We start from the raw sequence: 24,910 nt of genomic DNA, 5'->3' as shown, positions 1-24,910 counted from the left end.
CGCCACCCGTCCTACAGGACGATGTTCACCAGACGGCCGGGCACGACGATCACCTTGCGCGGCGTACCGCCCGCGACCAGCTCGACGATCTTCTCGTCGGCCAGCGCGACGGCCTTGACCTCGTCCTGACCCGCGGTCGCGGCGACCGTGATCCGGGCCCGCACCTTGCCGTTGACCTGGATCGGGTACTCCACCGAGTCCTCGACCAGGTACTGCTCGTCCGCCTTCGGGAACGGCCCGTGCGCCAGCGACTCGCCGTGGCCCAGCTTCGACCACAGCTCCTCGGCGATGTGCGGGCTCAGCGGCGCCAGCATCTGCACCATCGCCTCGGCCAGCACCCTCGGCGTGCCGGTCGCGCTGAACGTCTTGGTGACGTGGTTGTTCAGCTCGATCAGCTTCGCGCCCGCCGTGTTGTAGCGCAGGTTCACGAAGTCGTCGTGCACGCCCGCGACGGCCTTGTGCAGCGCCCGCAGCGAGTCCACCGGCGGGGCGTCCTCGACGACCCGCAGCTCACCGGTGTTCTCGTCCACCAGGTTGCGCCACAGCCGCTGCAGGAACCGCTGCGCGCCGACGACGTCCTTGGTCGCCCACGGGCGGGACACGTCCATCGGGCCCATCGACATCTCGTACATGCGGAACGTGTCCGCGCCGTAGTTCTCGCACATCTCGTCCGGCGTGACGACGTTCTTCAGGCTCTTGCCCATCTTGCCGTACTCGCGCTTGACCTCTTCGCCGTTGTAGAAGAACTTCCCGTTCTCCTCCACGACCTCGTCGGCGGGCACGTACACCTCGCGCGCGTCCAGGTACGCGTACGCCTGCACGTAGCCCTGGTTGAACAGCTTGCGGTACGGCTCGTCGCCGGACACCTGGCCCAGGTCGAACAGCACCTTCTGCCAGAAGCGGGAGTACAGCAGGTGCAGCACCGCGTGCTCGACGCCGCCGATGTACAGGTCGACGCCGCCGGGGTCGGCCGCCCCGTGCTCCGCGGTGCGCGGGCCCAGCCAGTACCGCTCGTTCTCGGCGTTGACGAATCGCTCCGACTCCGTCGGGTCGACGTACCGCATCTGGTACCAGCACGACCCGGCCCACTGGGGCATCACGTTGAAGTCGCGGCGGTACTTCTTGGGGCCGTCACCCAGGTCCAGCTCGACCTCGGTCCAGCCGGTCGCGCGCGACAGCGGCGGTGACGGCTCGGTGTTCGCGTCGTCCGGGTCGAAGGTGCGCGGCGAGTAGTCGTCCACGTCGGGCAGTTCGACCGGCAGCATCGACTCCGGCAGCGCGATCGGCTGACCGTCCTCGTCGTACACGATCGGGAACGGCTCGCCCCAGTACCGCTGGCGGGAGAACAGCCAGTCGCGCAGCTTGTACTGCACGGTGCCCTGGCCGTGGTCGTTCTCCTCCAGCCAGGCGATCATCGTGCTCTTGGCCTCCTGGATGGCCAGCCCGTCCAGGAAACCGCTGTTGATCGCGGGGCCGTCACCGGTGAACGCGTCGCCCTCGAAGCCCTCGGACGGCTGCACGGTCCGGATGATCGGCAGGTCGTACGCGGTCGCGAAGTCCCAGTCGCGCTGGTCCTGGCCGGGCACCGCCATGATCGCGCCGGTGCCGTAGCCCATCAGCACGTAGTCCGCGATGTACACCGGGATCTCGTTGTCGTTGACCGGGTTCGTCGCGAACGCCCCGGTGAAGACACCGGTCTTGTCCTTGTTCTCCTGGCGGTCCAGTTCGGACTTCAGCGACGCGACCCGCCGGTACTCGGCGATGGCGTCGGCCTGCTCGGCGGTCGCGATCGAGTCCACCAGCGGGTGCTCGGGCGCCAGCACCATGTACGTCGCGCCGAACAGCGTGTCCGGCCGGGTCGTGAAGACCTCGATCTCGTCGGCACCGACCGGGAAGCGCACGCGGGCGCCGTTGCTGCGCCCGATCCAGTTGCGCTGCATGGCCTTGACCTTCTCCGGCCAGTCCAGCCGGTCCAGGTCGTCGATCAGCCGGTCGGAGTACGCGGTGATCCGCATCATCCACTGGCGCAGGCTGCGGCGGAACACCGGGAAGTTGCCGCGGTCGCTGCGGCCGTCGGCGGTGACCTCCTCGTTGGCCAGCACCGTTCCCAGGCCGGGGCACCAGTTCACCGGCGCCTCGGACAGGTACACCAGCCGGTGGTCGTTCAGCACGACGCGCCGCTGGGCGGCGGACAGCTCGGCCCACGGCGTCCCGTCCGGCGTCGGCCGCGTCCCGTCGGCGAACTGGCCCTCCAGCTCGGCGATCGGCCGCGCCCGGCCCGCGTCGACGTCGTACCAGGAGTTGAAGATCTGCAGGAAGATCCACTGCGTCCACCGGTAGTACTCGACGTCGATCGTCGAGATCCGGCGGCGCTCGTCGTGGCCCAGCCCCAGCCTGCGGATCTGCCGCAGGTAGGTGGCCATGTTGTCCTCGGTGGTCTTGCGCGGGTGCTGGCCCGTCTGCACCGCGTACTGCTCGGCGGGCAGCCCGAACGCGTCGAAGCCCATCGTGTGCAGCACGTTGCGGCCGTTCATCCGGTGGTACCGGGCGAACACGTCCGTGCCGATGAAGCCCAGCGGGTGGCCGACGTGCAGCCCCGCGCCCGACGGGTACGGGAACATGTCCTGCACGAACAGCTTGTCCGCGGGCACCGGCTCACCGGTGGACAGGGGACCGACCGGGTTCGGCGCGTGGAACGTGCCGTGGTCCTCCCAGTACCGCTGCCAGCGCTTCTCGATCCGACCAGCCAGCTCGGCCGTGTAGCGGAAGGCCGGGGTTTCCGCGGCCGCGTCCGTGCTCATCGAACGATCCCTCTCCATCGATTTCCCGCCCCTGACACGACGAAACCCCCCAGCCCAGAACGGGGCATGAGGGGTTGCCGCGCCGACCAGTCATGTCGGTCAGCGCGGCTAGATAAGGAGCAGGCAGGCCTTGCTCATGCTCTTACGGTACCCGGTTGACTGCGTGGAGCGAAAAGGGTATCCGCCGTCGAGGTGATCCAGGCGACTCCAAGGCGGGGCTCGTGCGACACCGGCCGGGGGACACACCTACCCTCGATGGCGTGAACATCGTGCTGCCAGCAGTGCTCGGCCTGGTCGGCGTCTTCCTCGCGCTGATCGGCTACCTCGGGTTGACCGGCAAGCTGCCGCGCAACCGCTACGTCGGCGTCCGCACCGCTCCGGCGATGCGCGACGACGAGGCGTTCCAGCTCGCCAACCGCGTGGCGGGCCTGCCGAACCTCGTCGCCGCGCTCGTCGCCGTCGGCGCGGGCACCGCGGCCTTCGTCAACCCGGCCGCCGCCCTGACCGTCGGCATCGTCGGCATCGTGGGCGCGGTCGCCATCACCCTCGCCGCCGGCGTGCTCGGCCACCGCGCCGCCGAGGCCATGCCCGCGCCGGAAGCGCCCAAGGGCTGCGGCGGGTGCGCGTGCGGCGGCGGTGGGTGCAGCCCGTTCTCGAAGGCCTGATGTTTCATGTGAAACATCAGTTCCGGTGGACGTCCACCGGGTAGGTCGCGAGCAGGGCCGTCGGCATCCCTTGGCGGCGGAGCACCCGGCCCCACAGGTCCACGCCGGACGGCGTGAGCACGTCGTCCGGCAGTCCGGGCACGACGATCCAGTCCCCGCGGTCGATCTCACCCGCGAGCTGGCGCGACCCCCAGCCCGCGTAGCCGGCGAACACCCGCATGCCGCGCACCCGCGGCACCAGCGCGTCCGGATCCGCGTCCAGGTCGACCAGCGCCACCGGCCCGCGCACGCCGACCACACCCTCCAACGTGGCCAGATCCTCCCCGGTCCGCAGCGCTGCCAGGCACAACGCGGTCTTCTGCTCGACCGGACCTCCGATGTAGACGGCCTGCGGCCGCGTCACGTGTGGACCCCACGCGGGCAGCACGTCGTGCACCGCCACCTCGCTCGGCCGGTTCAACACCACCCCCAGCGTGCCTTCGCTCCGGTGGTCGATCAGGTAGACGACGGTCCGCTGGAAGTTGGAGTCCGTCAGCGTGGGCGCCGCCACGAGCAGGGAACCTGGTTCGACTTCCGCTTCTTGGCGCACCAGCACATGATTTCACCCGAACCCCCGCGACGTGTGTCACACCTCGCGCGGAACATCTGAGCCCACTCGGTCGTTGTAGGGCTCGTTGGATGCTTTCGAGTCCCCCGGGCCCACTCAACTGCCTTCACGGAATACCGGTTCGGCCGGAGCCGGGTTGTGCACCACGCCGAGAGGCGACCTTGGCATCCGACCGACTGGGCCGGGCCGCGAGGCCCGGCCTTCGTCGTACCCGGCGCCCGTTCGAGCCCGACTTCGCGGTGATCATCCCCGCGCTGGGCCGAACGGCTTTGTCGATCTTGTTCGTGGCCCGCCCACCACGCCCGCGCACAAGTCGGGTGTAGACCGATCAGGCATCGCGGTTGGACGTAGGGTGGCGACGTGACCACCGTGGGCAGCGCCGCGGCGAAGCACCACCTGGGTGTTCGCCGGTTGCTCGCGACCGGCGATTTCCGCAGGCTCCTGGCCAGTCGGCTCGCCTCGCAGTGGGGTGACGGCCTGTTCCAGGCCGGTCTGGCCGGGGCGGTGCTGTTCAACCCCGAGCGCCACGCCGATCCGGCCGCCATCGCCGCCGGGTTCGCCGTGCTGCTGCTCCCGTACTCGATCGTCAGCCCGTTCGCCGGTGCCCTGCTGGACCGGTGGGACCGGCGGCGCGTGCTGGTGGTCGCGAACCTGACCCGCGCGGTGTTCATCCTGCTCACGGTCGCGGCGGTGGGGGCGGGGCTGTCGGACGTGCCGCTGTACGCGGCCGCGCTGATGGTCACCGGGGTCAGCCGGTTCGTCGGTTCCGGGCTGTCCGCCTCGCTGCCGCACGTGGTGCCGGACGACCACCTGGTCGAGGCGAACGCCTTCGCGACGACGCTCGGCGCGTTGACCGCGGTGCTCGGCGCGGGGTCCGCCGTCGGGTTGCGGCTGGTGCTCGGCGACGGTGACGGCGGGTCCGCCCGGACGACGTGCGTCGCCATCGTGGGGTCGTTGGTCGCCGCGTTCGTGGCCAGCCGGTTCAAGGCGGGCGTGCTGGGGCCGGACGAGGTCGTCGAGCCGAACCGGGCGGCCACCGCCGTGGCGATGGGCCTGCTGGACGGGGCTCGGGCGGCGTGGCGGGCGCCGAAGGTCGCGGCAGGCCTGGTGGCGCTGCTGGCCCACCGGGCGGCGTTCGGGATGTCGTTGCTGCTCACCCTGCTGCTGATGCGCCACAGCTTCGGAACGGGCATCGAAGGGCTCGGGAAGGTCGCCGTGGCCGGTGGGGCGGGCATCCTGCTCGCCGGGCTCATCACGGACCGGGTCGTCGACCTGCTCGGCCGCAAGGTCGCCGTGTCCGCCGCGCTGGTGCTGGCCGCCGCGAGCCAGCTCGGGCTCGGGCTGCCGATGCTGCTGCCGACGATCCTGGTCGCGTCGTTCCTGCTGACGTTCGCGGGGCAGGTCGTGAAGCTGTGCGTGGACTCCGCCGTGCAGGGCGACATCGGCGACGAGGTCCGCGGCCGGGTGTTCGCGCTCTACGACACGCTGTTCAACGTCACCCAGGTCCTGGCCGTGTCGACAGCCGCGGCCGTCGTCCCGTTCGACGGCCGCTCACCCGGCCTGATCATCGTCGCCACCGCCCTCTACCTGGTCGGGCTCGGCGGTTACCTGCTCCTGCTGAGGCGGTCACCGGGGCAGGGGTAGTCGGATGATGCCGGTCTCGTGGGCGAACACCACGGCGGCCATCCGGTCCCGCAGGACGAGGACGCGCAGGATCTCCGCGACCTCGGCGGCCACCTGCTCCTGGCTGATCGCCAGCACCCGAGCGATCTCGTGGTCGGCCAGCCCGCGCGCCAGGCACCGGAGCACCGCCCGCTGCTGGTCGTTGAGCGCACCGACCTGGCCGGTCGGCGTTCCGCTCAGTCCCCACGTGTTCATCGACACCACCCCCAGCGGCCGCGATGGGCACCTTGCCCCCGCCGCACACCGTTATGGTCTCGCAACTCGCTGTCACTTGGCTAACGCGGCGATTCCAAGCCGACACGAAGGGTGACAGATCGTCAGCTCGCGGGGGGCTCCACGCCCTCGGAACGCGCCCACGCGAACAGCTCGGCGATGGCCTCGTCGTGGTCGAGGGGCCCCCGGTCGAGCCTCAGCTCCTTCAGGAACTTCCACGCCTTGCCGACCAGCGGACCGGGCGGGAGGCCGAGGAGCCGCATGATCTCGTTGCCGTCGAGGTCGGGTCGGACGCGCTTGAGGTCCTCGTCCGCCGCGATGCGGGCGATCCGGGCCTCCAGCTCGTCGTAGGTCCTCTGCAACGTGCCGGCCTTGCGCTTGTTGCGGGTCGTGCAGTCTGCCCTGACCAGCTTGTGCAGCCGGGTCAGCAGGTGCTCGGCGTCGGTCACGTACCGGCGCACCGCCGAGTCCGTCCACTCGCCCTTGCCGTAGCCGTGGAACCGGAGGTGCAGGTAGACGAGCTGGGCGACGTCCTCGGTGATCTCCTTCGAGTACCGCAACGCCCGCAAGCGCTTGCGCACCATCTTCGCGCCGACCACCTCGTGGTGGTGGAACGAGACGCCGCCGCCGTCCTCGAACCGCCGCGTGTCCGGCTTGCCGATGTCGTGCAGCAGCGCGGCCAGGCGCAGCACCAAGTCGGGGGAGAGGTCCTCGTCCTCCAGGTCGATCGCCTGCTCCAGCACGACCAGCGAGTGCTCGTAGACGTCCTTGTGCTGGTGGTGCTCGTCGATCTCCAGCTTCATCGCGGTCAGCTCCGGCACGACCAGGTCGGCCAGCCCGGTCCGCACCATCAGCTCCAGACCGAGCCGGGGGTGCTTCCCGCAGAGCAGCTTCGACAGCTCGACCTGTACCCGTTCGGGTGTGATCCGAGCGAGTTGCCCCGCCATCGCGGTCATCGCCTCGACGACGCGTGGCGCGGGCTCGAAGCCGAGCTGCGACACGAACCGGGCGGCGCGCAGCATCCGCAGCGGGTCGTCGCCGAACGACTCCTCCGGCGGGGCCGGGGTGTCGAGCACCTTCGCCGCCGCCGCGGCCAGCCCACCGGTCGGGTCGACGAACGTCCGCGAGCCCACCTCGTACGCCATCGCGTTCACGGTGAAGTCCCGCCGGACGAGGTCGCCCTCGATCGTGTCGCCGAAGGTGACCGACGGGTTGCGGGTCACGCCGTCGTAGCTGTCGGCGCGGAACGTGGTGATCTCCACCGTGTCCCCGTGCTTGGTCGCGCCGAGGGTGCCGAAGGCGATCCCGGTGTCCCAGATCGCGTCGGCCCACCCCTTCAGCAGCGCCTGCACCTGCGGCGGGCGGGCGTCGGTGGTGAAGTCGAGGTCGTTGGTCGGCCTGCCGAGCACGGCGTCCCGGACGCTTCCCCCGACCAGGTACAGCCGGTGGCCCGCCGCGGCGAACCGGGCGGCGAGTTCGTCGACCACCGGGGACACGTGCGGGAGTTCCACCACCGCATTGTCCTGGGTGACGGGAGTGTTGTCGTTCGCGAGCGGTCGGGGCACGAGGAGCCAGGGTATAGGTACCCCCGACCCGTCGATCACGGCGTTGATCACCCCCGTACTGTGTCGATCACGCACCGCGTTCACCGGGCAACGTCCCGTGACGTGGACTCGCCACTACCATCGGCACCATGCCCCCGTCGTCCGGTCGTTCCGGCGGTACCAAGCCGGGGCGCCGGAACAGACGCCGGGGCCGCAGGCTCAAAACCGTCGACGAAACCTCGGCTGGTGGTCTGGTGCTGGACGCCGACCACCGGAATGCTGCGGTGATCGGTCGGTTGGACCGGCGGGGCCGCCTGCTCTGGTCGCTGCCCAAGGGGCACATCGAGGCTGGTGAGACCGCTGAGCAGACCGCGGTGCGAGAAGTCGCCGAGGAGACCGGTATTCATAGCAGGGTGTTGCGGCCGCTCGGAGCGATCGACTACTGGTTCGTCGCCGAGGACCGTCGAGTTCACAAGACCGTTCACCACTTCCTTCTCGAAGCGTTGGGCGGAGAGCTTTCCGATGAGGACGTGGAGGTCACCGAGGTGGCGTGGGTGCCCCTTGGCGAATTGGACGGCAGGCTCGCCTACGCGGATGAGCGCCGTCTGGTCCGTCGAGCCGCCGAACTGCTCGCCGAACCAACCCCTCCGTCGGGTCTGTTGAACCCGGACGGGGTGGAGTCGGCGTGAAAAGACTGCTGTCCGCGCTGGCGGCGGCCGGTCTGGTCGTCCTGTCGGGTGCCATGGCGGCCCCCGCGACGGCCGTGCCGACCGACGGTGGCCGACTGCCGGTCAAGCCCGCTCCGGCGACCCAGGTGTGGGCGACGCGACAGTTGTCGCAGCCCGGCTCCTCGTCGCCGGTGTGGCTTCGCATGGAGGTCGAACAGCTCATACCGCGCGCGATCACGGCCGGGATGCCGAACTCCGTGCGGGTCACCGGCAAGATCACGAACGTCAGCACCGACCGCAAGATCACCGAGATCGACCTCCGGTTGGAGCGCGGCAAGCCGCTGACCACCGAGGACGAGGTGCGGGCCGCGTTGCGCGAACCCGTTCCGGCGGAGCTGGTGCAACCGAACTTCACGCCGATCAGCGAGTCGCTCGACCCCGGCCAGACGCAGTCGTTCGACCTGACGGTGCCGCTGACCGGTGACGGCCCGACGTCGCTGGAGATCACCCAGCCCGGCATCTACCCGATCCTGGCCAACGTGAACGGCAAGCCGGACTACGGCGGCCGGGCGCGGCTGGCCGCGTTGAGCACGCTGCTGCCGGTGATGTCCGTGCCCGGCGGCGAGGGCCTGTCCGCGCCGCCGAACCCCGCGAACGTCACCGTGCTGTGGCCGCTGGTCGACCGGCCCCGGCTGGTCTCGACCGGTCCGGCGGGCCAGTCCGTCCTCACCGACGACGACCTGGCCGGGTCGCTCGCGCTCGGCGGCAGGCTGCACAGCCTCCTCAAGGCGTACGACTTCGCCGTGACCAGCGGTCTCGCGTCGTCCGTGTGCATGGCGGTCGACCCGGACCTGCTGCGCACCGTGGCGGCCATGAGCGAGGGCTACCAGGTCCAGGGCGTCGGCGAGGGCAAGGGCAAGAGCGAGGCCAAGCTCTGGCTCGACCAGATCCGCAGGATGACCGCGGGCCGCTGCGTGCTGGCGGTGCCGTACGCGGACGCCGACCTCGGCGCGCTGGCCCGCGCGAAGCTGGTGGACCTGGAGGCGCTCGCCGTGAAGGGCGCGGCGGTCGTCCAGCAGGTCCTCACCTCCGTGCAGGCGTTGCCGGGCGTGGTGTGGCCCGAGGACGGCGTGCTGGACCAGCAGACGTTGACCGACCTCACCGCCCAGGGCGTGCGGTCGGTCGTGCTCGACCAGTCCGGTGTGGCGAACGCGCCCGGCACCCAGCCCGTGCGGCTGGAATCCGCAGGCGGGACCCCCGTGACGGCCGTGCGCATCGACTCCATGGTGTCGGACGCGCTGCGCGGCGGGTCGGACGGCTCCGGCGGTCTGACCGGCGTGAGCACCCCGAGCGAGACGAAGCCCGTGTCGGTGCAGAACGCGCTGGCCGCGCTCGCGTTCCGGGCGGGCTTCCAGGGAGCGGGCCAGAACGTGGTCATCGCGCCGCCCCGCAGGTGGAACGCGCCGGTCGGCGAGATGCAGGTGTTCCTGGAGACCGTGCGGACCCTGGTCAGCGGCGGGTTCCTGGCACCGGTCGGGCTCGACGCGCTGGTGTCGGAGACGGCGGCCCCCGAGGTCGTCGGGACGCTCCAGTACCCCGTGGAGGCGGGCGGGCGCGAGGTGCCGCCCACCGTGACCGCCGCCGTCGGCGCGTCGTGGGCGACGCTCCAGGCGATGTTCGAGTCGATGGTCCAGGAGGACACCACGTCCTCCAAGCCCGCCGACCTGGTCGACCCGCTGCGGCTGGACCTCCTGCGCGGCGCGTCCTCGGCGTGGCGCGGCAACGAGGCCGCCGCGCGGAGGGCCATCGCGATCGGCGAGGAGGGGATCGCCCAGCTCCAGGGCCAGGTGACGGTGGTCGAGCCGAACAGCCCGATCCTGCTCGGCTCCGGCGACAGCCCGATCCCGGTGACCATCAAGAACCGGCTGGACGTGCGGATCTCGGTCCGGATCGTGGTCGACGACAAACCCGGCATCAAGGCGAACCAGTTGTCCCAGCTCATCCTGCCCGCGCGCGGCGACCTGCTGGTGCGGGTGCCCGTCGAGGTGCTGCGGTCCGGCCGGTTCAGCGTGAACGTCCAGCTCACGACGCCCACGGGTATCGCTCTGGGTGATTCCGTGAGGCTCGAGGTCTCGTCTTCCGCCTACGGAACCATCACCATTGTCATCACCGCCACGGCCGCGGCCGCGCTGGTGCTCCTGTCCGCCCGGAGGATCTACCGGCGGGTCAGGGCGTCGCGCGCCAAGGTCGAGGTCCCCGAAGACGCCAGCAGCGTCACACCAGAGAAGTCGAGTACGAGTTGAGCGAGACAGCAACCGTGGTCATCGAACCGGTGTCGAGCGGCCCGTCGGTCGCGAAGGCGAGCGGGTCGATGGCGATCGCCACGATCGTCAGCCGGGTGTCCGGACTGCTGTCCAAGCTGATGCTCATCGGGATCATCGGCTCGGACGTGCTGAACGACTCGTACCAGGCGGCGACCACGCTGCCCACGATGATCAACGAACTGCTGCTCGGCGGTGTGCTGACCAGCGTCGCGATCCCGCTGCTGGTCCGCGCCGAGAAGGAGGACGCGGACCACGGCGAGTCGTACGCGCAGTGGTTGGTCACGATGTCGACCGTCCTGCTGGGCGTCGGCACGCTCGTCGCGGTGGCGTGCGCGCCGCTGCTGACGTCCGCGCTCACCAGCGGCTCCGAAGACGCGAACCCCGCGCTGGTGACGGCGTTCGCGTACCTGGTGCTGCCGGGCATCATCTTCTACGGCATGTCGGCGCTGATCGGCGCGATCCTGAACACCAAGAACGTGTTCGGCCTGCCGACGTGGGCGCCCGTGCTGAACAACCTGGTCGTGATCGTCACGCTGGGCGTCTACTCGGTGCTGCCCGGCGAGATCTCGCTGAACCCGGTCGAGATGGGCAGCCCGAAGCTGCTGGTGCTCGGACTGGGCACGATGCTCGGCGTCGTGCTCCAGGCGTTGATCATGGTGCCCGCGATGAAGCGCACCGGCTTCAAGTTCAAGTGGCGCTGGGGCTGGGACAAGCGGCTCGCGGACTTCGGCGCGCTCAGCTTCTGGGTGCTGCTCTACGTCGGGCTCGGCCTGGTCAGCATCTTCGTGCTGACGAGGGTCGCGCTCAACGGCGAGGGCGCGCTGGTCGCCTACAACTACCAGTGGCTCGTCTCGCAGATGCCGTACGGCGTGCTGGGCGTCTCGCTGCTCACCGCGCTGATGCCGAAGATGAGCCGGGCCGCGGCCGCGAAGGACATCGACGGCCTGGTCGGCGACCTGTCGTTCGGCAACCGGATGTCGTCGATCATGCTGATGCCGTTCAGCGCGATGCTGACCGTCGCGGGCCTGTCGATCGGCATCGGCGTGTTCTCGCTCGGCGCGTCCGGTCTCGCGGGTGGCACCCGGATCGGCATGGCGCTGGCGCTGTCCGCGTTCGGCCTCGTGCCCTACGCGATCACGATCCTCCAGCTCCGGGTCTTCTACGCGATGAAGGACGCCCGGACGCCCGCGGTGATCCAGGCGATCATCGTGGCGGTCCGGATCGGCCTGCTGTACGCGTTCCTGGCGATCTCCCCGCCGGAGAAGCTCGCGGTCGGCGTGTCCATCGCGATGTCGCTGAGCTTCGTCGTCGGCTCGATCATCGGCCAGGTGTGGCTGCGGATCCGGCTCGGCAGGCTGCGCACCGGTTTCACCCTGTGGACGGTGTGCCTGACCGTGGTCGCCTCCGCGATCGGGTGCGCGGTCGCGATGGGCGTGTCGATGCTCCTGGTGAAGCTGCTCGGGTTCGAAGCGCCGATTCCCACCGCGTGGGTGGAGATCATCGTGCAGACCGTGATCGGATTGCCGCTCAGTTTTGGTTTGCTCGCCGTTTTTCGGGTACCCGAGATGAAGCCCGCGGTCGACAAGATCATCCGTCTGGTGCGGCGCCGGTGACCACAGGGGGATAGCTCGGTCCCGTACCCTCGGTCACGAGACTTGAGGGAATTCGCCTTGGGGGGATCGGACAGGGGAAGGTCGCGTGAGTAGCGGGCCGAGGCTGGGGAACAACCCCGGTGCCAACAACACCTCGCTGGTAGCCGGCGGGGTGATCGGAGACGGCCGTTACCGGCTGCTCGCGCAGTCCGGGGTCGACGATCGGGGCGCCGCGCACCTGTGGCGCGCGCGGGACGGCCAGCTCAACCGGGACGTCGCGCTGACGATCCTGACCGGCGACCTCGGCGACCTCCAGGCCGCGGGCAGGGCCCGGCGGACCACCGAGCGCGCCATGCACGCGTCGAGCTTCACCCACCCCGGCGTGTCCAGGGTGATCGACGTGCTGACGCCCGGCAGCGGCCTCCGCATGGACGAGGGCGTGCTCGGCGTCGTCGTCGCCGAGTGGACCCAGGGCACGGATCTGATGGACCTCATCACGGAGGGCCCGCTGCCCGCGGGCGCCGCGACGAGGCTCCTCGAACCGCTCGGCGCGGCCATCGAGGGCGCGCACCACGCCGGTCTCGTGCTGGGCGCGGACCACCCGCAGCGCATCCGCGTCACCCCGGACGGCAGGCTGCGGCTCGCGTTCCCCGGCGCCCGTCCGGAGGCCATCGCGCGCGACGACGTCAAGGGCCTCGGCGCGATCCTGTACCTGCTGCTCACCGGCCGCTGGGCGCTGCCGGGCGGCCCCGCGGGCGTTCCCGTCGCCCCCACCGGCCCGGACGGCGCCGTCGTCGCGCCCCGCGCGTTGCAGCCGTACGTGCCGCACGAGCTGTCGTCCGTCGCGGTCCGCAGCCTGGAGGACACCAGCGTCGGCGGCATCCGCACGAGCGCCGCGATCCTCCAGGTCCTGGACCAGATCGCCGAGGAAGAGGCGCAGACCGCGCTGATCGAGCCCATCAGCGACGACGAGGACGACGGCGACCGGGCGGTGTGGACCACCCAGAAGCCCCTCGGCGGCCGCAGCCACAAGCGGAAGCTGCTGATCGCCGTCGCGGTGCTGGCCGTCGCCACGCTCGCGGTGATCGCCTGGCTCGGCGTGCAGATCGTCAGCTTCTTCAGCGACGAGGACACGGGCAAGGGCGGCCCCACCGTCGTCATCGGCCAGTCCGCGTCACCCGGCCAGAGCGCCACCCCCACCGCCCCCGTCCCCGCGGGCCCGATCCAGCCGGGTTCCGTCGGCGTCTACGACGTCACGAACAACCCGGACAACGCCAACCGCGCCAACCGGGCCGTCGACAACAACGTCGACACCGCGTGGAACACCGACAACTACTTCCAGCCGTTCCCCACGCTCAAACCGGGCATCGGCCTGATGGCGTCGTTCGCCGAGCCGGTCAAGCTGGCGTCGGTCACCGTCACGTCGAAGAGCGCGGGCACCCTCGTGGAGATCCGCATCGCCGCCTCCGAGGACGCGCCGCTGGAGGAGACCAAGGTGATCGCCACGGCCACCCTGTCGGCCGGGCAGACGCAGATCCAGCTCAACGAGTACGAGCCAGGCGCCCACGTTCTGCTGTGGATCACCAAGCTCGCGGGCAGCGGCAAGGACAACCAAACGGAGATCGGCGAACTGGTGTACACCCGCGCGCAGTGAACCCGTTAAGCAAATGAGTAGGAACACCCTGGCAAGGTGCAACCCCCACCTGGATACCCTCTTCGGGTGACGGCCGCAGCCAGCTCGGACGCAGACCTCATCTCGGCGCACGCCGCGGGTGACCCGCACGCATTCCCCGAAATCGTGCGACGGCACCGAGATCGGCTGTGGGCGGTCGCCCTGCGCACCCTGCGCGACCCGGAAGAAGCCGCGGACGCGCTCCAGGAGGCGTTCATCTCGGCGTTCCGGGCGGCGGGTTCGTTCCGGGCCGAGTCGCAGGTGACCACGTGGCTTCACCGGATCGTGGTCAACGCCTGCCTCGACCGGATGAGACGCCGACAAACGAAGCCGACCGTGCCGTTACCAGAGGCAGGCCCCGGCGAGCCCGTGGCGCCGCGCGACCAGATGGCCGAGCGGGAGACCAAGCTCGTCGTCGCGGCCGCGTTGGCCGAGCTGCCCGAGGAGCAGCGCGCGCCGATCGTCCTGGTCGACGTCGAGGGCTACTCGGTGGCGGAAACGGCCCAGATGCTGGGGATCGCGGAAGGCACCGTGAAGAGCAGGTGCGCGCGCGGGCGGGCCAAGCTGGCAAAAAGCCTAGGGCACCTCCGGAACCGAAGTGCAGATGCGAACGTCCCAGTTGACGGTGTGAATGTGCAACAGCAACGTCAGCGGGAGGCACGATGAGCGGCAGTGAGAGGCGTCAGGGGACGCCGATCGATCCGCCGTGGTCCGTGGATCTGCTGGCCGACCTGCACGCCGGTGTGCTCGACACCGAAACGGAGGCTCTGCTCCGTCCGCGCGTCGAAGCCGACCCGGAGGCGCGTGCGGTCCTGGAGGCGCTGGACGCCACCCTGGCCGACCTGTCGTCGCTGCCGCCGATCCCGATGCCGCGCGACGTCGCGGAGCGGATCGACCTGGCGCTGGCGGCCGAGGCCCGCGGTGTGCCCGCACCGGTGGTCAGCCTCAACAGCGCCCGGCAGCGGAAGAACCGGCGCCTGGGGTGGGGTGCGAGCGCGCTCGTGGCCGCCGCGGCGGCCGTCGGGGTGTTCGCGGTCGTGATCCCCAACGTCACGAACAACACCGAGAACGCCGCGTCGACGTTCACCCAGCCGAGCAAGCCGAACGCGTCCGCCCCGGCCGACGCGAGGCCGGACCTGATCGTCACCGGCGAGAACTTCGGTCCGGTGTTCGGCGACGTGTTGAAGGCGCAGAACTACGGTCCGCTGGACAACCAGGACACGCTCGACGGGTGCCTCAAGGGCGGGAACATCCCGGCCTCGAAGCCGCTCGGCGTGAGCCCGATCCAACTCGACGCCAAGCCCGCCGTGATGGCGATCCTGGGCGGGGGTCGGATCGGCTCGTACCGGATCGTCGTGCTCGACCCGAGCACGTGCGGCCCGGACAACCCGAGCGGGGTGCTGGCCAACACCGTGATGGCGCCGTAGCACCACCCGTGCCGGACGTAGCGAACCTCACCAGGTGGGCGCGGAATTCCGGACGCCTACGATCGCGTTGTAGCTGAGGCGCGGCCGGGACTCATTCCCGGCCCGTCGCGACGTATCGGAGGTCGAGGGTGTCGGACGTTCGGAACCTGATCATCGTGGGATCCGGGCCCGCCGGGTACACCGCCGCGGTGTACGCGGCACGGGCTCAACTCGAACCGCTCGTGTTCGAGGGCAGCCAGTACGGCGGTGCCCTGATGACGACGACCGAGGTCGAGAACTACCCCGGTTTCCGCGACGGGATCATGGGCCCGGAGCTCATGGAGCAGATGCGGGAGCAGGCGAAGCGCTTCGGCGCCGAGCTGCGCTCCGAGGACGCCGAGGCCCTCGAGCTCACCGGTGACGTGAAGTACGTGACCGCGAACGGCGTCCGGTACGCGGCGAAGGCCGTCGTGCTGGCGATGGGCGCGGCTGCCCGCTACCTCAACGTGCCGGGCGAGCAGGAGCTGCTCGGGCGCGGTGTGTCGGCGTGCGCGACCTGCGACGGCTTCTTCTTCCGCGACCACGACATCGCGGTCGTCGGCGGCGGCGACTCGGCCATGGAGGAGGCGACCTTCCTGACGAAGTTCGCCAAGTCCGTGACGATCATCCACCGGCGCGAGGAGTTCCGCGCCTCGAAGATCATGCTGGAGCGCGCCCGCGCCAACGAGAAGATCAAGTGGCTGCTGAACACCGAGGTCCTCGAAGTGCTGGGCGAGGGCACCGTCAGCGGCGTCAAGGTGGCCTCCACGGTCACCGGTGAGACTTCGGAGCTGCCCTTCACGGGTGTCTTCATGGCGATCGGCCACGACCCGCGCAGCGCGCTGGTCCGCGGCCAGGTCGACGTGGACGACGCGGGCTACGTGCAGGTCAAGGCTCCGTCCACCTACACGAAGCTGGACGGCGTGTTCGCCGCGGGCGACCTCGTCGACCACACGTACCGCCAGGCCATCACGGCGTCGGGCTCCGGGTGCGCCGCCGCGATCGACGCCGAGCGCTGGCTCGCCGAGCACGGCGAGGAGCACGCGGCCGTGGCGTCCGAAGCGGTCGGCGGCGGCTACGGCGCCGTCACCACGAGCTGATCATCAATCCACGGTCGAGGTTCGACCCGAGTTAGGGAGTAGTTACATGGCTGGCGCCACAGTGGTCGTGACCGACAAGAGCTTCGCCGACGACGTCCTGACCAGCGAGAAGCCGGTCCTGGTCGACTTCTGGGCGACCTGGTGCGGTCCGTGCAAGATGGTTCAGCCGGTGCTGGAGGAGATCGCGGCCGAGCACTCGGACAAGATCACCATCGCGAAGCTGGACATCGACGCCAACCCCGGCATCGCCCGTGACTACCAGATCATGTCGGTGCCCACGCTGATCCTCTTCCAGGGCGGCCGCCCGGTGAAGCAGATCGTCGGCGCGAAGCCCAAGGCCGCGCTGCTGAACGACCTCTCCGAGGTTCTTTCCTGATTCACCGCGGCAACGCATAACGTGGCTCGTCCGTCATCCGATAAGACGGACGAGCCACGTCCGTTCGGAGGAGCCCCGGTGCTGCTACGTGGCCGCGCGGCCACACGCAGTAGCCCTGCGTGGAGCTGCTGGAACGGCAAGGCACAATAGGGGCTTCACGTCAGCGCCGGCCCCGGTCGGCGCCCTAGTCGAGCGAGGGGTGCATGCTGCTACTCCGCCGCGGGGATGTCGGGCCGGACGTTGCCGACATCAGGTCCACACTGACCAAGATCGGTCTTCTGTCGGATCCGCAGGCATCGTCGGTGTTCGACCTCTCCGTCGAGCACGCCGTGCGTGCCTTCCAGCAGCAGCGGGGCCTCATCACCGATGGCATCGTCGGCCCGGCCACGTACCGCGCGCTGCGCGATGCCACCTTCCGCCTCGGTGACCGGCCGCTGGCCTACCTGATCGCCCAGCCCGTGACCGGTGACGACGTGTTCGCCCTCCAGGAGCGGTTGCTGGAGATGGGCTACGACGCTGGTCGCGCCAACGGCGAGTTCGGTCAGCAGACCGAGCAGGCGCTGCGCAGCTTCCAACGCGACTACGGCTTGGCCATCGACGGCATGTGCGGCCCGAACACGGTTCGCGCGCTCCGCCAGTTGCAGCCGAAGGTGCGGGGCGGTCGCCCGGTGTTCCTGCGCGAGCAGGAGCGCGTCCGCAACGCGGGCCCGAGGCTGTCCGGCAAGCGCATCATCATCGATCCCGGCCACGGTGGCGAGGACCTCGGTGTGGTCGTCGAGCACCTCAACGAGGCCAGGCTGATGCTGGACCTGGCCCGCAGGCTCGAGGGCAAGATGGCCGCGACCGGCATGGAGGCCCTGCTCACGCGCGGCCCCGGCAACTGCCCGGACGAGGCCGCGAGGGCCAAGTTCGCCAACGAGGCGGGCGCGGACCTCATCCTGTCGCTGCACACCGACGGGAACTCGTCGCCGAAGGCGTCCGGTGTCGCGAGCTTCCACTACGGCACCGGCAACGGCACCAGTTCCACGGTCGGTGAGGCCCTCGCGGGGTTCATCCAGCGCGAGATCACGGCCAGGACGGGCATGCCGGACTGCGGCACCCACCCGAAGTCGTGGGACGTGCTCAGGATGACCAGGTGCACGGCCGTCCGCGTCGAGGTCGGCTACCTGACCAACGAGCAGGACCGCCGCAGGCTGGCCGATCCGGCGTTCCGCGACGTCGTCGCCGAGGGCATCCTGGTCGCCGTGAAGCGCCTGTACCTGTTGGGCAAGGACGACCAGCCCACCGGCACGTTCACCATGGACGACCTGATGAAGCGCGAGCTCTCGAAGTTCTGACACACCCGTGACGAAGGCCCTCCGCTTCCGGCGGAGGGCCTTCGTCGTGAACGGGGGGTGCTAGATCTTCGCGGAGGCGGGGCGGAAGCTCGGTTCGGCCGTGGACACCGTGACGGTGTTCAGCAGCCGCTCCAGCGCCGCCTCGACGTCTTCCTTCCAGCCCAGCGCGGTCCGCAGCTCAAGCCTGAGGCGGGGCCAGCGGTGGTGCGGGCGGACGGTCTTGAAGCCCACCTGGAGCAGGAAGTCGGCCGGGGTGACGCAGCCGGGCTCGTCCTCGTTCGGCTGGTTGTCGCCGAAGGCTTCGATGGCCTTCACGCCGCGCTTGGTCAGGTCCTTGGCGACAGACTGCACCAGGACCCGGCCGAGGCCGCCGCCGCGGAACTCCGGCAGCACCTCCAGCGACGTCATCAGCACGGCGTCGGCGCTGACCGGGGACGTGGGGAACGCGAGTGAGCGGGGCACGGCGGCGGGCGGGGCGTAGAACGCCGACCCGGCCGGGATGCCGTCGCAGTAGATGATCCGGCCGCACGAACCCCATTCGAGCAGGACGCTGGAGACCCAGGCCTCCTTCTCGAACTCCGTGTCGCCGTACTCCTCGGCCTGCGCCTTCAGGTGCGGGGCCAGCTCCCAGAACACGCACGTGCGGCTGTGCTTCGAGAGGTGTTCGAGGTTGTCCAAGGTGACGCCTACAACGCGTCGCGACACCTTGACCTCCAAAACCCGAATCGAAGAACCCTCACGAGGATAGGCGGATGTGACGGCTGCCGGAAGGCAGATGCCACTAACGGGACGACGGTTACACTCGCCCGGTACATACCTGTCGGTAAATCATCACTCCAAGCGCGAGTGCAGGAGTCCACCGTGACCACTCCCGGACAGCCCGCCAAGCAGGGCAACCGAAGCCTCGACCCCCACCTGCGGCGCTACGCGGCGCGCACCGCGGGGATGACGGCATCGGAGATCCGGGCACTCTTCTCCGTGGCGAGCCGCCCCGAGGTGGTGTCCCTCGCGGGTGGGATGCCCCACCTCGCGGCGCTGCCGCTGGACGGCCTCGCCACCGAGATCGGCGAGATGATCGCCACCGACGGCCTGGCCGCCCTCCAGTACGCCTCGGCGCACGGGATCCCGGACCTGCGCGAGCAGATCTGCGAGGTGATGGCCCTCGAAGGCATCCACGGCCACCCGGACGACGTCGTCGTGACCGTCGGCTCCCAGATGGGGCTGGACATGGTCACCCGGATCTTCGTCGACCCCGGTGACGTCGTGCTGGCCGAGGGCCCGTCGTACGTGGGCGCGCTCGGCTCGTTCGCCGCCTACCAGGCGCAGGTCGTGCACGTGGCCATGGACTCGGACGGCCTGGTCCCGCAGGCGCTGCGCGAAGCGCTGGCCGCCGTCGAGAGGGCGGGCCGCCGGGTCAAGTTCCTGTACACGATCCCGAACTTCCACAACCCCGCGGGCGTGACGCTGTCCATCGCCCGCCGCGCCGAGGTACTGGAGATCTGCCGCCAGGCGGGCGTCCTCGTCGTCGAGGACAACCCGTACGGGCTGCTCGGCTTCGACGGCCAGACGTACCCGGCGCTGCGGTCGACGGACCCGGACAACGTCGTGTACCTCGGGTCGTTCTCCAAGACGTTCGCCCCCGGCCTGCGGGTCGGCTGGGTGCTCGCGCCGCACGCCGTGCGCGAGAAGCTGGTCCTGGCGGCCGAGTCGGCCACGCTGTGCCCGCCGACGCTCAACCAGATGATCGTGTCGCGCTACCTGTCGACGCACGACTGGAAGGGCCAGATCAAGATCTACCGCGAGGCCTACCGGGAGCGCCGGGACGCGGCGATCTCGGCGATGGAGCAGCACATGCCCGCCGGCTGCTCGTGGAACCGGCCGGACGGCGGGTTCTACGTGTGGATGACGGTGCCGGAGGGCATCGACACCAAGGCGATGCTGCCGCGCGCGATCACCCAGCGGGTGGCGTACGCGTCGGGCACCGGTTTCTACGCGGACAAGCTCGGCAGCAGGCAGCTCCGGATCTCGTACTGCTACCCGACGCCGGAGCGCATCCGCGAGGGGGTCCGGAGGCTGGCGAACGTCCTGGAGGACGAGGCCCAGCTCCACCGCACGTTCGGGCCGACGACCAGTCGCGAGCTGCCCGGTCCGCAGAACCCGTCGCCGGACACCGCCTAGACCACCAGGACCTTGCACCGGGGCCATCCGCTTGTCGTCCATCGTGGACGGTAGGCGGGTGGCCCCTCCGCTTCACCACCGATGTTGGGGAGATGTGTCGTGTCGGAACGCTGGGTAGCGGTCCTCGCCGGAGGCCTGTCGCACGAGCGCGAGGTGTCGCTGCGGTCCGGTCGCCGGTTGTCGGCCGCGCTGCGCTCGGTCGGCCTGACCGTGGAGGAGTGGGACACCGACCGCGATCTGCTGGGCCGGTTGAAGGACCACCGCCCGGACGCCGTCGTCGTCGCCCTGCACGGGGGCGAGGGCGAGAACGGGTCGGTGCAGACGATCCTGGAGATGTCCGGCGTGCCGTACGTCGGCACGGACTCGCGGGCGTGCAGGCGGGCGTGGGACAAGCCGATCGCGAAGGCCGAGCTGGCGCGGGCGGGGCTGGCGACGCCGGACTGGGTCGTGCTGCCGCACGCGACGTTCCGCGAACTCGGCGCGCAGCCGGTGCTGGACTCGATGGTCGAGAGCCTCGGCCTGCCGCTGGTGCTGAAGCCCGACCAGGGCGGGTCCGCGCTGGGCGCTCAGGTCGTCCGGGACGCGTCGGAGCTGCCGACCGCGATGGTCGGGTGCCTGGCGTACGGGGAGACCGTGTTGGCCGAGCGGTACGTCGACGGGGTCGAGGTCGCCGTCGTGGTGATCGACGGACCGGACGGCCCGTACGCGCTGCCCGCCGTGGAGATCGTTCCGGTGAGCGGCGGCATCTACGACTACACGTCCCGGTACACCGCCGGGCTCACCGACTTCCACGCGCCCGCGCGGTTCGACGACGCCGTGGCGAAGTCGGTGGGGGAGTTGGCCGTCGCCGCGCACCGGCTGCTCGGTCTGCGGGACGTGTCGCGGATGGACGCGATCGTGGCGCCCGACGGGACGGTCCAGTTCCTCGAAGTGAACGTGTCGCCCGGTCTCACCGAGACCTCGTTGCTCCCGATGGCCGTCGAAGCGGCCGGGGGATCGCTCGGGTCGATCTACGCCGGCCTCATCGAGCGCGCTGTTTCACGTTAAACATTCGATAGCCCTCCGTGTCTATTCAGATACGGAGGGCTATCGTCACCGTGACAAAGAAGCCTGGTGGGATACCCTAGGCCTCCAACGATGTCCGATTTGTCGCTTCTGGCGCCATCAGTTGGATGATCCGCTCAAGATCGTCAACTGACCCGAATTCGACGACGATTCGACCTTTTCGCTGCCCGAGTTCGACTTTCACGCGCGTGTCGAAGTTGTCCGAGAGCCGCTCGGCGAGGTCTTGGAGCCCCGGCGCGTGGATCGCCTTCTTGCGGACCACCTTCGCCTTGGCGGGCTCGGCGCTCTTCGCGAGCGTCACCGCCTCCTCGGTCGCCCGGACCGACATGCCCTCCGCGACGATCTTCGTCGCCAGGTCCTCCTGCGCACCGGGGTCGTCCAGGCTGAGCAACGCGCGCGCGTGACCCGCCGACAGGACACCCGCCGCGACCCTCCGCTGAACGGGGAGGGGGAGCTTCAGCAACCGGATCGTGTTCGTCACGACCGGGCGGCTGCGACCGATCTTGTCGGCCAGCTCCTCGTGCGTGACGCCGAACTCCTGGAGCAACTGCTGGTACGCCGCCGCCTCTTCGAGCGGGTTCAACTGCACCCGGTGGATGTTCTCCAGGAGCGCGTCGCGCAGCATCACGTCGTCGTGCGTGTGCCGCACGATCGCCGGGATCGTCTTCAACCCGGCCTGTTGGGTCGCCCGCCACCGGCGTTCACCCATGACCAGTTCGTAGGTGTCGTTCCCCAGCTCGCGCACCACGATCGGCTGCATGAGGCCGAACTCGCGGATCGAGTGCTCGAGCTCGTTGAGCGCCGCCTCGTCGAAGACGTGCCGCGGCTGCTTCGGGTTGGTGCGGATCGCGTTGACCGGGAGTTCCCGGTACACCGCGCCCGCCACCTCCCCGCTGAACTCGACGGTCTCGGTGCGCGCAGGGGCGGAGCCGTTGCCGTTCGTGGTCGGCGGGCGAACCGGGCCCGACCCCGGTGGCGGGCCACTCGGGATCAAGGCGGCGAGCCCTCGCCCGAGTCCACCCTTGCGCTGCTCCGTCATGCCAACCCCATCCTCGCGCCGAACTCGGCGATCTCGCGTGCTGCGTCCAGGTAGCTCATCGCGCCCCGTGAGCCCGGATCGTAGGTCAGCACCGTTTGAGCGAATCCCGGTGCCTCGGAGACCTTCACGCTGCGCGGGATCACCGTGCGGAGGACTGTGTCGCCGAAGTGGCCGCGCACCTCGCTGGTCACCTGGTCGGCCAGCTTGGTCCGGCCGTCGTACATGGTGAGCAGGATCGTGGACACGTTCAGCGTCGGGTTCAGGTGCGCCTGGACGAGCTCGATGTTCCGGAGCAACTGCCCGAGACCCTCCAGCGCGTAGTACTCGCACTGGATCGGGATCAGCACCTCCTGCGCGGCGACCATCGCGTTGACGGTCAGCAGGCCGAGCGACGGCGGGCAGTCGATGAAGACGTAGTCCGGGTCGATCTCCGCCAGCGCCTCGGAGCTGAGCGCCTCCTTGAGCCGCGACTCGCGCGCCACCATCGAGACGAGTTCGATCTCGGCACCCGCGAGGTCGATCGTCGCGGGCACGCAGTAGAGGTTGGGGGACTGGTTGCTGACCTGAGCGGCCTCGGCGACCGAGATCTCACCGATCAGCACCTCGTACACGGAGGGGGTGCCGGACCGGTGCTCGATGGCCAGCGCGGTGCTCGCGTTGCCCTGCGGGTCGAGGTCGATCACGAGCACCTTCAGCCCGGCGATGGCCAGACCCGCGGCGAGGTTGACCGTGCTGGTCGTCTTGCCGACGCCGCCCTTCTGGTTGGCGACGGTGAGGATGCGGCGACGTGTGGGACGGGGGAGTTTGAGGTTGTCGGGGTGCAGCACGCGGGTTGCGCGGGCGGCCTCTTCGGCGATCGGTGTCCACACGGCGCTGTCTCCTGCCGTTCCGGTGTGCGAGTTGTTCGGGGGGCGATTGCCTGCTCCGACAGCGCCGTCGGAAGCGGTCGGGTGCTCGGTTTCACGTGGAACATCAGCCGTCTGGAACAGCGGCTGTAGAGCTGACTTGCCGGGTCGGGGTACCGGATCCGGATACACGCTCACCGATCCTTCCTTCGTCGACGTGCTCCGTCACGACGACCACTCAGCTCGGAACGTTCGACGAGCACCACAGTGGTCGGCACTTCGAGTACATCCGCGCCGCACGACACGACGCGCTGCCGGGAACCTCCGGCACGGCGCACCGCCTCGGCGTCGCGCTCCATCTCCTCCAACGCGCTCTCACCCTTGAGAGCGACGAGCTGACCGCCGGGCTTGAGGAGGGGCAGGCACCAGCGCGCCAACCGCTCCAGCGGAGCCACCGCGCGCGCCGTCACGACGTCCACGTCGGACAACTGCTCACGCACGGAGGCCTCCTCAGCTCGACCGCGGACCACCGTCACCGACGACAACCCCAACGTCTCCACGACCTCGTCCAGCCAAGCCACCCGACGGGCCATCGGCTCCAGCAGGGTCAGGTTCAGATCCGGTCGGGCAATCGCCAGGGGGATGCCCGGCAGGCCTGCGCCAGAGCCTACGTCCACCACCCGACAATTTTGAGGAAGTAGCTCCGCGATCACGGCGGAGTTCAGCAGATGACGGTCCCACAGGCGCTCAACTTCGCGAGGCCCGATCAACCCGCGCTCGACCCCGTGGTCGGCGAGCAGTTGAGCGAACGAGATCGCGCGGTCAAGGTGGTCGCCGAAGACTCGCTTCGCGCGGTCTTCCATATCTCCGACCATGTCTCCATCCGTGACGTTTCACGTGAAACCACGCGGCACACGAGGGCGACCGGGTGGATGGGCAAGTAGGTAGGGCGTCGCGGATTCCGCGAAAACTGCCGCCGTCCATGATGACGGATGAACCCACCGACACGCCAAGCCGGGGGACAAGATCGGTCGTGTTTCACGTGAAACGAGGGGGAAATCATGCAGAAGCCAACAACCTACCCAATCCACCACAACTTCCCAGGCCACCTCAGCACCATGCCCCGCCCCTCCGGAGGCGCCGCACTGACGGCCGATCTGACGTCTCTCAGGGCACGCGGAACCGACATCCTCGTCTCCGCCCTGACGGAGAGGGAGCAACAGGATCTCCACCTCACCGCTGAAGCGACCACGGCAACCGAAGCCGGCCTGGAGTTCCACGCGATCCCCATCGGCGACTTCGGCATCCCCAACCGCGACGAGATCACCCCAACACTCACGCACCTCTTGGACAGACTGCACGGGGGAGCGCACGTGGTCGTCCACTGCTGGGCAGGCATCGGCCGCTCCTCGCTACTGGCCGCCAGCCTGTTGGTCATGGACGGCGTCGCCCCGACCACCGCGTGGCAACTGATCACCGACGCCCGCGGAGTCACCGTTCCGGAGACGAACGAGCAACGAGCATGGGTAGACCCGTTTCACGTGAAACACGACTAACACCACGACGCAGGCCGCCCACGTTTCACGTGAAACGCAAGCGCCCACCTCCCACACCTCCGCCCCGCCCAACCTCGCCGCTGGACTCACCGCCACCCAAACCGCCCACGCTCCACCACCCGACTCCTCCAGCAACTCACCCAACCCACCGCTTCACTCGCCATCCCACGCAGCACATCGATCGCTGCTTCTGCCGGTGC

Annotated in this window: 22 protein-coding genes; 14 read left to right on the top strand and 8 right to left on the bottom strand. The window is 69.7% G+C overall.

The window, feature by feature from the left end:
• Nucleotides 1–11: 11 nt before the first annotated feature.
• Nucleotides 12–2,801, bottom strand: coding sequence for a leucine--tRNA ligase (leuS, locus tag NZH93_RS42845; protein WP_259629075.1), 2,790 nt, complete (start codon nucleotides 2,799–2,801; stop codon nucleotides 12–14).
• A gap of 260 nt (nucleotides 2,802–3,061) precedes the next feature.
• Here leuS and NZH93_RS42840 point away from each other — a divergent pair, with 260 nt between their 5' ends.
• Nucleotides 3,062–3,466: an SdpI family protein gene (locus tag NZH93_RS42840; protein WP_259629074.1), complete on the top strand. Its 405-nt coding sequence runs from the start codon at nucleotides 3,062–3,064 to the stop codon at nucleotides 3,464–3,466.
• 16 nt (nucleotides 3,467–3,482) lie between these two features.
• Here NZH93_RS42840 and NZH93_RS42835 read toward each other — a convergent pair whose 3' ends face one another.
• Nucleotides 3,483–4,055 (bottom strand): YqgE/AlgH family protein, encoded by a 573-nt coding sequence (locus tag NZH93_RS42835; RefSeq protein WP_259629073.1) that lies wholly within the window; start codon nucleotides 4,053–4,055, stop codon nucleotides 3,483–3,485.
• 378 nt (nucleotides 4,056–4,433) lie between these two features.
• Between NZH93_RS42835 and NZH93_RS42830 the strand changes: the two genes are divergently transcribed.
• Nucleotides 4,434–5,717 (top strand): MFS transporter, encoded by a 1,284-nt coding sequence (locus tag NZH93_RS42830; protein WP_372506992.1) that lies wholly within the window; start codon nucleotides 4,434–4,436, stop codon nucleotides 5,715–5,717.
• Here NZH93_RS42830 and NZH93_RS42825 read toward each other — a convergent pair.
• Nucleotides 5,700–5,951, bottom strand: a complete 252-nt coding sequence (locus tag NZH93_RS42825; protein ID WP_259629072.1) for a LuxR C-terminal-related transcriptional regulator — start codon at nucleotides 5,949–5,951, stop codon at nucleotides 5,700–5,702. The two genes, NZH93_RS42830 and NZH93_RS42825, sit on opposite strands and share 18 nt — an antisense overlap.
• A 122-nt stretch (nucleotides 5,952–6,073) precedes the next feature.
• A complete protein-coding gene (locus tag NZH93_RS42820) occupies nucleotides 6,074–7,534 on the bottom strand; it encodes a CCA tRNA nucleotidyltransferase (RefSeq protein WP_372506991.1) in 1,461 nt (486 codons plus the stop codon).
• A gap of 128 nt (nucleotides 7,535–7,662) precedes the next feature.
• Here NZH93_RS42820 and NZH93_RS42815 point away from each other — a divergent pair, with 128 nt between their 5' ends.
• The 9 genes from NZH93_RS42815 to NZH93_RS42775 all read left to right on the top strand — a co-directional run bounded on the left by NZH93_RS42815 (nucleotide 7,663) and on the right by NZH93_RS42775 (nucleotide 18,027).
• The gene (locus tag NZH93_RS42815; RefSeq protein WP_259629071.1) at nucleotides 7,663–8,202 is read left to right on the top strand and encodes an NUDIX hydrolase; all 540 of its coding nucleotides are present in this window, start codon (nucleotides 7,663–7,665) and stop codon (nucleotides 8,200–8,202) included.
• A complete protein-coding gene (locus NZH93_RS42810; RefSeq protein ID WP_259629070.1) occupies nucleotides 8,199–10,484 on the top strand; it encodes a DUF6049 family protein in 2,286 nt (761 codons plus the stop codon). The genes NZH93_RS42815 and NZH93_RS42810 overlap by 4 nt, the downstream gene beginning before the upstream one ends.
• Nucleotides 10,481–12,118, top strand: coding sequence for a murein biosynthesis integral membrane protein MurJ (gene murJ / locus NZH93_RS42805; RefSeq protein WP_259629069.1), 1,638 nt, complete (start codon nucleotides 10,481–10,483; stop codon nucleotides 12,116–12,118). Before NZH93_RS42810 ends, murJ begins: the two co-directional genes overlap by 4 nt.
• Before the next feature lie 85 nt (nucleotides 12,119–12,203).
• A complete protein-coding gene (locus tag NZH93_RS42800; protein WP_259629068.1) occupies nucleotides 12,204–13,751 on the top strand; it encodes a protein kinase family protein in 1,548 nt (515 codons plus the stop codon).
• Between the two features lie 66 nt (nucleotides 13,752–13,817).
• Nucleotides 13,818–14,435, top strand: a complete 618-nt coding sequence (sigM, locus tag NZH93_RS42795) for an RNA polymerase sigma factor SigM (protein WP_259629067.1) — start codon at nucleotides 13,818–13,820, stop codon at nucleotides 14,433–14,435.
• Nucleotides 14,432–15,196: an RsmA family anti-sigma factor gene (locus NZH93_RS42790; RefSeq protein ID WP_259629066.1), complete on the top strand. Its 765-nt coding sequence runs from the start codon at nucleotides 14,432–14,434 to the stop codon at nucleotides 15,194–15,196. The genes sigM and NZH93_RS42790 overlap by 4 nt, the downstream gene beginning before the upstream one ends.
• Before the next feature lie 128 nt (nucleotides 15,197–15,324).
• The gene (trxB, locus tag NZH93_RS42785; protein WP_259629065.1) at nucleotides 15,325–16,314 is read left to right on the top strand and encodes a thioredoxin-disulfide reductase; all 990 of its coding nucleotides are present in this window, start codon (nucleotides 15,325–15,327) and stop codon (nucleotides 16,312–16,314) included.
• Between the two features lie 46 nt (nucleotides 16,315–16,360).
• Nucleotides 16,361–16,690 (top strand): thioredoxin, encoded by a 330-nt coding sequence (trxA, locus tag NZH93_RS42780; RefSeq protein WP_259629064.1) that lies wholly within the window; start codon nucleotides 16,361–16,363, stop codon nucleotides 16,688–16,690.
• Between the two features lie 203 nt (nucleotides 16,691–16,893).
• Nucleotides 16,894–18,027: an N-acetylmuramoyl-L-alanine amidase gene (locus NZH93_RS42775; protein WP_259629063.1), complete on the top strand. Its 1,134-nt coding sequence runs from the start codon at nucleotides 16,894–16,896 to the stop codon at nucleotides 18,025–18,027.
• Nucleotides 18,028–18,087: 60 nt separating this feature from the next.
• Here NZH93_RS42775 and NZH93_RS42770 read toward each other — a convergent pair whose 3' ends face one another.
• Nucleotides 18,088–18,732: a GNAT family N-acetyltransferase gene (locus NZH93_RS42770; RefSeq protein ID WP_259629062.1), complete on the bottom strand. Its 645-nt coding sequence runs from the start codon at nucleotides 18,730–18,732 to the stop codon at nucleotides 18,088–18,090.
• Between the two features lie 156 nt (nucleotides 18,733–18,888).
• Here NZH93_RS42770 and NZH93_RS42765 point away from each other — a divergent pair, with 156 nt between their 5' ends.
• Together NZH93_RS42765 and NZH93_RS42760 are read left to right on the top strand one after the other, a co-directional pair.
• Complete coding sequence (locus tag NZH93_RS42765) at nucleotides 18,889–20,205, top strand: aminotransferase-like domain-containing protein (RefSeq protein ID WP_259629061.1); 1,317 nt, start codon at nucleotides 18,889–18,891, stop codon at nucleotides 20,203–20,205.
• 99 nt (nucleotides 20,206–20,304) lie between these two features.
• Nucleotides 20,305–21,252, top strand: coding sequence for a D-alanine--D-alanine ligase family protein (locus NZH93_RS42760; protein ID WP_259629060.1), 948 nt, complete (start codon nucleotides 20,305–20,307; stop codon nucleotides 21,250–21,252).
• A gap of 76 nt (nucleotides 21,253–21,328) precedes the next feature.
• Here NZH93_RS42760 and NZH93_RS42755 read toward each other — a convergent pair whose 3' ends face one another.
• The 3 genes from NZH93_RS42755 to rsmG form a co-directional block, all read right to left on the bottom strand.
• Entirely contained in the window at nucleotides 21,329–22,309 is a 981-nt protein-coding gene (locus NZH93_RS42755; protein WP_259629059.1) for a ParB/RepB/Spo0J family partition protein, read from the bottom strand.
• A complete protein-coding gene (locus NZH93_RS42750) occupies nucleotides 22,306–23,178 on the bottom strand; it encodes a ParA family protein (protein ID WP_259629058.1) in 873 nt (290 codons plus the stop codon). The genes NZH93_RS42755 and NZH93_RS42750 overlap by 4 nt, the downstream gene beginning before the upstream one ends.
• A 170-nt stretch (nucleotides 23,179–23,348) precedes the next feature.
• Nucleotides 23,349–24,017 (bottom strand): 16S rRNA (guanine(527)-N(7))-methyltransferase RsmG, encoded by a 669-nt coding sequence (gene rsmG, locus NZH93_RS42745; protein WP_259629057.1) that lies wholly within the window; start codon nucleotides 24,015–24,017, stop codon nucleotides 23,349–23,351.
• Between the two features lie 198 nt (nucleotides 24,018–24,215).
• Between rsmG and NZH93_RS42740 the strand changes: the two genes are divergently transcribed.
• Entirely contained in the window at nucleotides 24,216–24,710 is a 495-nt protein-coding gene (locus tag NZH93_RS42740) for a protein-tyrosine phosphatase family protein (protein WP_259629056.1), read from the top strand.
• The last annotated feature ends 200 nt before the right edge of the window (nucleotides 24,711–24,910 follow it).

Origin of the sequence: Umezawaea endophytica (assembly GCF_025061645.1) — a bacterium.
GTDB lineage: Bacteria > Actinomycetota > Actinomycetes > Mycobacteriales > Pseudonocardiaceae > Umezawaea > Umezawaea endophytica.
This window is presented reverse-complemented; position numbering and strand designations above follow the sequence as displayed.

Excerpts from the sequence above, each read along its gene's own strand:
- leuS (WP_259629075.1), bottom strand. The coding sequence starts at position 2,801 with ATGAGCACGGACGCGGCCGCGGAAACCCCGGCCTTCCGCTACACGGCC.
- NZH93_RS42825 (WP_259629072.1), bottom strand. The coding sequence starts at position 5,951 with ATGAACACGTGGGGACTGAGCGGAACGCCGACCGGCCAGGTCGGTGCG.
- NZH93_RS42815 (WP_259629071.1), top strand. The coding sequence starts at position 7,663 with ATGCCCCCGTCGTCCGGTCGTTCCGGCGGTACCAAGCCGGGGCGCCGG.
- NZH93_RS42790 (WP_259629066.1), top strand. The coding sequence starts at position 14,432 with ATGAGCGGCAGTGAGAGGCGTCAGGGGACGCCGATCGATCCGCCGTGG.
- trxA (WP_259629064.1), top strand. The coding sequence starts at position 16,361 with ATGGCTGGCGCCACAGTGGTCGTGACCGACAAGAGCTTCGCCGACGAC.
- NZH93_RS42775 (WP_259629063.1), top strand. The coding sequence starts at position 16,894 with ATGCTGCTACTCCGCCGCGGGGATGTCGGGCCGGACGTTGCCGACATC.
- NZH93_RS42755 (WP_259629059.1), bottom strand. The coding sequence starts at position 22,309 with ATGACGGAGCAGCGCAAGGGTGGACTCGGGCGAGGGCTCGCCGCCTTG.
- rsmG (WP_259629057.1), bottom strand. The coding sequence starts at position 24,017 with ATGGAAGACCGCGCGAAGCGAGTCTTCGGCGACCACCTTGACCGCGCG.
- NZH93_RS42740 (WP_259629056.1), top strand. The coding sequence starts at position 24,216 with ATGCAGAAGCCAACAACCTACCCAATCCACCACAACTTCCCAGGCCAC.